The organism is Devosia sp. (genome assembly GCF_030689745.1).
Lineage (GTDB): Bacteria > Pseudomonadota > Alphaproteobacteria > Rhizobiales > Devosiaceae > Devosia > Devosia alba.
The window spans coordinates 1-4,959 of the sequence record NZ_JAUYGL010000216.1; the positions used below are offsets into that span (position 1 = coordinate 1).

Consider the following 4,959-nt stretch of genomic DNA (forward strand, 5'->3'; position numbering starts at 1 on the left):
GGCTGAAGCCCTTGCCCCGCCGTGCCCGCGCAACCCGTCATTCCTCTGGGCCATGCGTCAGGCCGCGAAGCCGCGAGCCGTCTGTTGCAGGGGAGGATTCAACCGGTGGGGCCACTCAAGCCTTGCTCGAAAGCAGGCGGGCCATTGCGTCCTTGATTGTGTGGTCATGATAGGGTTTTGAGAAGAACATGCTGCCGCCCGGCAGACTGCTCTCTTCAAGAATAGCGTTGCCGGAGGCCACGATTAGCTTCACGGGTGGCCAGCCCTGGCTGATGTAATGGCAGAGCTTGATGCCGTCCATCGTCCCAGGCATCTGCACGTCGGTAAACACCAGATCGATGTCGTCGCGCGACTCCATGATACGAATTGCTTCATCCGCATCGCATGCCTCCAGCGCTTCGTAGCCAGCGGAAATCACCAGATCAACGGCGCCCATCCGAATAATTGCGTTGTCTTCAACCACGAGGACCACCGCCCTGCCATTGTTCATCTGCAGCTCGGATTTTGAGGAGTCGGGGCGCCGTGTCGGTTCCGGGGGCATGGAGCTTCGGAGGGCATCAGGTTCCTATGCTGCGGTCGGAAGATCGGCTTGGACACCGGCGTTGCCGCGATGACTGATTGTTACCGCGGTGCCGGGATCTGTATTTGTCGATTGAATGTCACTGAGCAGATTTCTGGCGAGTGCTTCGACAATGCCGCTGCCGAGTCCCGCCTTGGGTGCATCGATCCCGGCTGGCATGCCGATGCCGTTGTCGGTGACCGAAAGCGTCCAGTCGGTGCCGGACGACCGATAGTCGATCAGGATCATGCCCGTTGCCTGATCAGGAAAAGCGTGTTTGAGGGCGTTGATCACCAGTTCCGTGACGATCAGCCCCAGGCTTACGGAAACGTCAGCGCCCACGGCGCTGTCATCGACCGTCACCGTTATCGAGAGCCGGTCCGGGTCGGGGATCATCGAGGCGCCAAGGCTTTGCGAAAGCTGCGTCAAATAGGGACGGAGCTTGACGTTGCCACCCTCCGAGATGGACAGTTGCCGCTGCAAGGCCGCGATCGACATGACCCGGTGATGGGCGTTTTGAAGGTGCCCGCGCGCTTCCTCCGACTGAACCCGGCGGGCGCTCTGCATGAGAACGCTGGCAATGATCTGCAGGCTGTTGGCCACCCGATGCTGGACTTCCTGCATCAGCAGAGCCTTGTCGCGAACGAGATCATCCTTCAGCCGGGTTTCGGCGCGCGCGTCGGTCACATCGGTGAGAGCCAGAAGAAGCCGGATATTGTCGATGTCGCCATCATCGAGCGTGCACGCGTTGACGACCAATTGCCTTGTCTTCTGATTGGACCGCTTGAGGTCGATTTCGTAGGCTTCGATTTGGGCTTTTCCATTTGCGGTCGCCTTCAGCAGCGAGGCAAGCGTGGGCATCGCCCATTCGCCATTCCCGAGCTCGCCGAGACGTTTACCTGGAATTGCCGCCGGGTCGATTGAAAATACCCGGCAGAACGATGCGCTCGCGGCAATGACCTTCAGGTCATCGGACAGCAGAAGCAGCGGCTCGTTCGATGATATGACCACGGCGAGAGTGCTCGCCGCTTCGATATGCACAGTAGGTTTCGTTGACATGACATGGCCCTCAAGGGCCGGAGACTCGCGGCGCGAGTCATTACTCGGTGGGAACGCCGTCTGACGCAGCCCTGAGGCTGGCGTCCAAATGCAACGTAACATGCCAGGTGCATACCAGCACCATCCTATTTTTTCGCAGTTGCAGCATCACGGCGAAGATTGCTGATGCAACTTGCCGCAGTTCTTTGTCGCACCCATGCGCATTGGGATGATAAGAGGTGTTGGCCGGAGCTAGCCCGGCCAGAATCGATCCGGTCCGGATTGCGGGCCTATCCCGTCCTTGAAGTTGGAAATTGGAATCCTCCATGCATGAAAAGCAACTCACCCTGCGTCAGTTTCTGCTGCTCGAACACAGCCAGCATGCGCTGGAGAAGGATCTGATCTTTCTGCTGGAAGACATCGCGACCTCCTGCCGCATCATCTCCAACCACGTCCGCAGCGGGGCATTCGTCGGCAATCTGGGCAGCGCCGGATCAATCAATGTTCAAGGCGAAACACAAAAGCAGATGGACGTGCTGGCGGACGAGGAATTCATCCGGCACTGCTCCAACTGCGGCCGCGTGGCGGCGCTGGTGTCGGAAGAGGTGGACGAGGTCTATTGGTTGAAGGCCAAACCGGAGGCCGGCGATTACCTGGTCTATTTCGACCCGCTCGACGGGTCGTCCAACCTTGACCTGAACCTGTCGGTCGGGTCGATCTTTTCGGTGGTGCGGATTGCCGAGGCTATTGACGGCGGCGACGACAGGTCGGTTCTGCTCGCCGGGCGCGAACAGATCTGCGCCGGCTATTCGGTCTACGGCCCGTCAACCTCGCTGGTGGTGACCACCGGAAACGGCGTCAACGGATTTACCCACCAGCAGGGCACCGGCGAGTTCCGTCTGACCCATCCCGACATGAAAATTCCGGAGGAAACCAGCGAATTTGCCATCAACGCGTCGCGCTACAAGCTCTGGGATGCGCCGATCCAGCGCTATTTCGACGAGTGCATCGCCGGCAAGGATGGCCCGCGCGGCAAGACCTTCAACATGCGCTGGGTCGCCTCCATGGTGGCCGAAGTTCACCGCATCCTGACCCGCGGCGGCGTGTTCCTCTACCCGTGCGATGACGGCAACAGGGCCGATGGCGGCAAGTTGCGGCTGATGTATGAAGCCAATCCGATGGCCATGATCATCGAGCAGGCAGGCGGCGCCGCCTCCACCGGAACCGAGCGGATCATGGATGTTATACCGACAACACATCACATGCGCGTCGCCGTCATTCTGGGCTCCAGGTCCGAGGTTGCCCGGCTTGACCGGTACCACCAGGACGCCGCCGCCCAGGACTGAACCAGGGCGGACGCACGAGACCGGTGGATCAGGAGAGACCGGACTCCCATTCTTGGGCATAGGCGATCAAGGCTGCCGATCCTTGCCCAGGCTGCTCTTCAGGTTGACTTGGCCCTGGCCGGGACTTTGCGGAGGCAAGCAGCGCCGCGCCGCGGCTGGTGCCGGTTCCGGCGGAGCCGGTGACACTCTGGCCGGTCGCGGCCGACAGCAATTGCATGTAGGCCGGATTGGACGCCATGGCGCCTTCGACAAACAGCCTGCCGCGGCTGCCGGTCAGTTGCAGGCAGACGCGCGTCATCATCGCCAGATAGAAGGACGCGACGACGGCGCGCTCGCCATCGGACAGCGTGGCGGGATCGCAGTTCCACCGCGCCGGGCGGCCGGGAAACGGGCCCGATGACGGCTCAACCGATGGCCACAGCATCGCGCCCTTGCCGAGCACCGCAGTGATATCGGCCGCGTTCTGGACCTGCGAGCGTCCCTGCATCAGGCGTTCGAACTCGCGGCCGCCCATGAACCGGGCCGACGGCACCTTGTTTCCGCTGGCGCTGACATTGATCAGCGTGTCACGCAGCGGATCAAGCGAAACCTCGGCGCCGTCCACCGTCATGATGATCACCCAGGTGCCGGTGGAAATCACCGAGAAGGGCTCGTCATTGGCCAGAACATAGGGCAGCAGCGAGGCATTGGAATCGTGAATGCCGCAACAGACCGGCGTGGCTGCGGACAGGCCGGTGCGCCGGGCGATGCCGGGCAGGATGGGCCCAAGGATTTCCCCGGTGCGGCGGATCGGCGCGAACTTTTCACGCCAGCCCAGCGCGCCGACCATGGATGAGAATCTCGCCAGATGCGGATCCCACAAATCGGTGTGACAGCCGAGCGAGGTTACTTCATTGGCGGCAATGCCGGTCAGCCGGAACGCCCAGTATTGCGGATAGGTGACGATCCAGCGGGTGCGGTCGAAAAGCCCCGGCATGGTGGTGAACTGCCAATGCAGTTGAGCGCCCAGATTGAGCCCGGCGGGCAGCCGGGGCGAGCCGGTCTCCGCAAAACCGGGACGGAGTGCGTCATAGTCGTGGGCCAGATCGTCGGGTCCGGCATGCTCGTAATCGAGAATGGGGGCGGCGAGCCCGCCGGCGCTGTCAAGCAGGGCGCCGCTGGCGCCGTGCGCGGTGATGCTGATCGCGGCGACGCCGTGCGTGGCATGGAACTCAGCAAGGTTGAGCTCGATGAAGTCCCACAATCCATCAACGTCAAAATGCGGATAGGGCGGGCCGGCGACCACGGTGTTGGGGCGGGACTGCACGGCAATTTCGTTAAGATCGTCGCCATCGACCAGCACCATTTTGGCATTGGTCTTGCCAATGTCGATGACCGCGATGTTGCCGCTGGCTGCCATCTCTCAGTCCATCTGGAAGACGGTTTGAAGCGGCACGGCCACCGGCTGGTCGCCCTCCCCGGTCTGCATCAGGTCGGCCATATAAGCCCACCATTCCTGCATGACCGGCTCGAGCGGCAGCGCATCCATGCCGTGGCCGGTCTTGCGCCACAGCACCCCAAACAGAATGCCGGTCTCGGCATCGAGGTGAATGGAATAGTCCGATATGCCGGCGCGCTTGAGCAGGGCAACAAGCTCGGGCCAGATCTCGTCGTGGCGCTTCTTGTACTCGGCTTCGCAGCCTGGATTGAGCATCATCTTGAAGGCGTATTTTTCCATGGTCAGACGGCCTTGCCACGGGTTCGAAAATTAGACCACAGACGCGGCAGGGCGATCACCGAAATCAGCAGAATGCCGATGAAGATCGACATGACGATGCCGGGCACATTGATCAGGCCAAAGCCGAAGGTGACCATGCCCATCACGAAGGCGGCGATAACGACGCCGGGAATGGTGCCCGATCCGCCCAGGATGCTGACCCCGCCGAGCACGACCATGGTGACGATTTCGAGCTCCCAGCCGAAGGCGATGGAAGGCCGCGTCGAGCCTAGCCGGGAGGTCAGGCAGATCGCCGCAAT

5 protein-coding genes and 1 pseudogene are annotated in these 4,959 nt (G+C 61.7%); 1 reads left to right on the plus strand and 5 read right to left on the minus strand.

Annotation, left to right across the window (positions count from 1 at the left end; translation table 11 throughout):
- Positions 1-115 precede the first annotated feature (115 nt).
- Positions 116-490, minus strand: a complete 375-nt coding sequence (locus tag Q8O80_RS18850; RefSeq protein ID WP_045648601.1) for a response regulator — start codon at positions 488-490, stop codon at positions 116-118.
- A 75-nt stretch (positions 491-565) separates the two neighbouring features.
- Complete coding sequence (locus Q8O80_RS18855; RefSeq protein ID WP_305582151.1) at positions 566-1,618, minus strand: sensor histidine kinase; 1,053 nt, start codon at positions 1,616-1,618, stop codon at positions 566-568.
- A 305-nt stretch (positions 1,619-1,923) separates the two neighbouring features.
- On the opposite strand from Q8O80_RS18855, the gene Q8O80_RS18860 reads away from it, so the two are divergent.
- Positions 1,924-2,943, plus strand: a complete 1,020-nt coding sequence (locus tag Q8O80_RS18860) for a class 1 fructose-bisphosphatase (protein WP_305582152.1) — start codon at positions 1,924-1,926, stop codon at positions 2,941-2,943.
- 28 nt (positions 2,944-2,971) lie between these two features.
- Here Q8O80_RS18860 and Q8O80_RS18865 read toward each other — a convergent pair whose 3' ends face one another.
- The 3 genes and pseudogenes from Q8O80_RS18865 to Q8O80_RS18875 all read right to left on the minus strand — a co-directional run.
- A complete protein-coding gene (locus Q8O80_RS18865; RefSeq protein ID WP_305582153.1) occupies positions 2,972-4,342 on the minus strand; it encodes an FGGY-family carbohydrate kinase in 1,371 nt (456 codons plus the stop codon).
- Positions 4,343-4,345: 3 nt separating this feature from the next.
- A complete protein-coding gene (locus tag Q8O80_RS18870; protein ID WP_305582155.1) occupies positions 4,346-4,660 on the minus strand; it encodes an L-rhamnose mutarotase in 315 nt (104 codons plus the stop codon).
- A gap of 2 nt (positions 4,661-4,662) precedes the next feature.
- Positions 4,663-4,959, minus strand: a pseudogene (locus tag Q8O80_RS18875) (ABC transporter permease); the annotation flags it as partial.

Bases quoted from the DNA above. Each gene is read 5' to 3' on its own strand.
- Q8O80_RS18860 (WP_305582152.1), top strand. From the start codon at position 1,924: ATGCATGAAAAGCAACTCACCCTGCGTCAGTTTCTGCTGCTCGAACAC.
- Q8O80_RS18855 (WP_305582151.1), bottom strand. From the start codon at position 1,618: ATGTCAACGAAACCTACTGTGCATATCGAAGCGGCGAGCACTCTCGCC.
- Q8O80_RS18865 (WP_305582153.1), bottom strand. From the start codon at position 4,342: ATGGCAGCCAGCGGCAACATCGCGGTCATCGACATTGGCAAGACCAAT.
- Q8O80_RS18850 (WP_045648601.1), bottom strand. From the start codon at position 490: ATGAACAATGGCAGGGCGGTGGTCCTCGTGGTTGAAGACAACGCAATT.
- Q8O80_RS18870 (WP_305582155.1), bottom strand. From the start codon at position 4,660: ATGGAAAAATACGCCTTCAAGATGATGCTCAATCCAGGCTGCGAAGCC.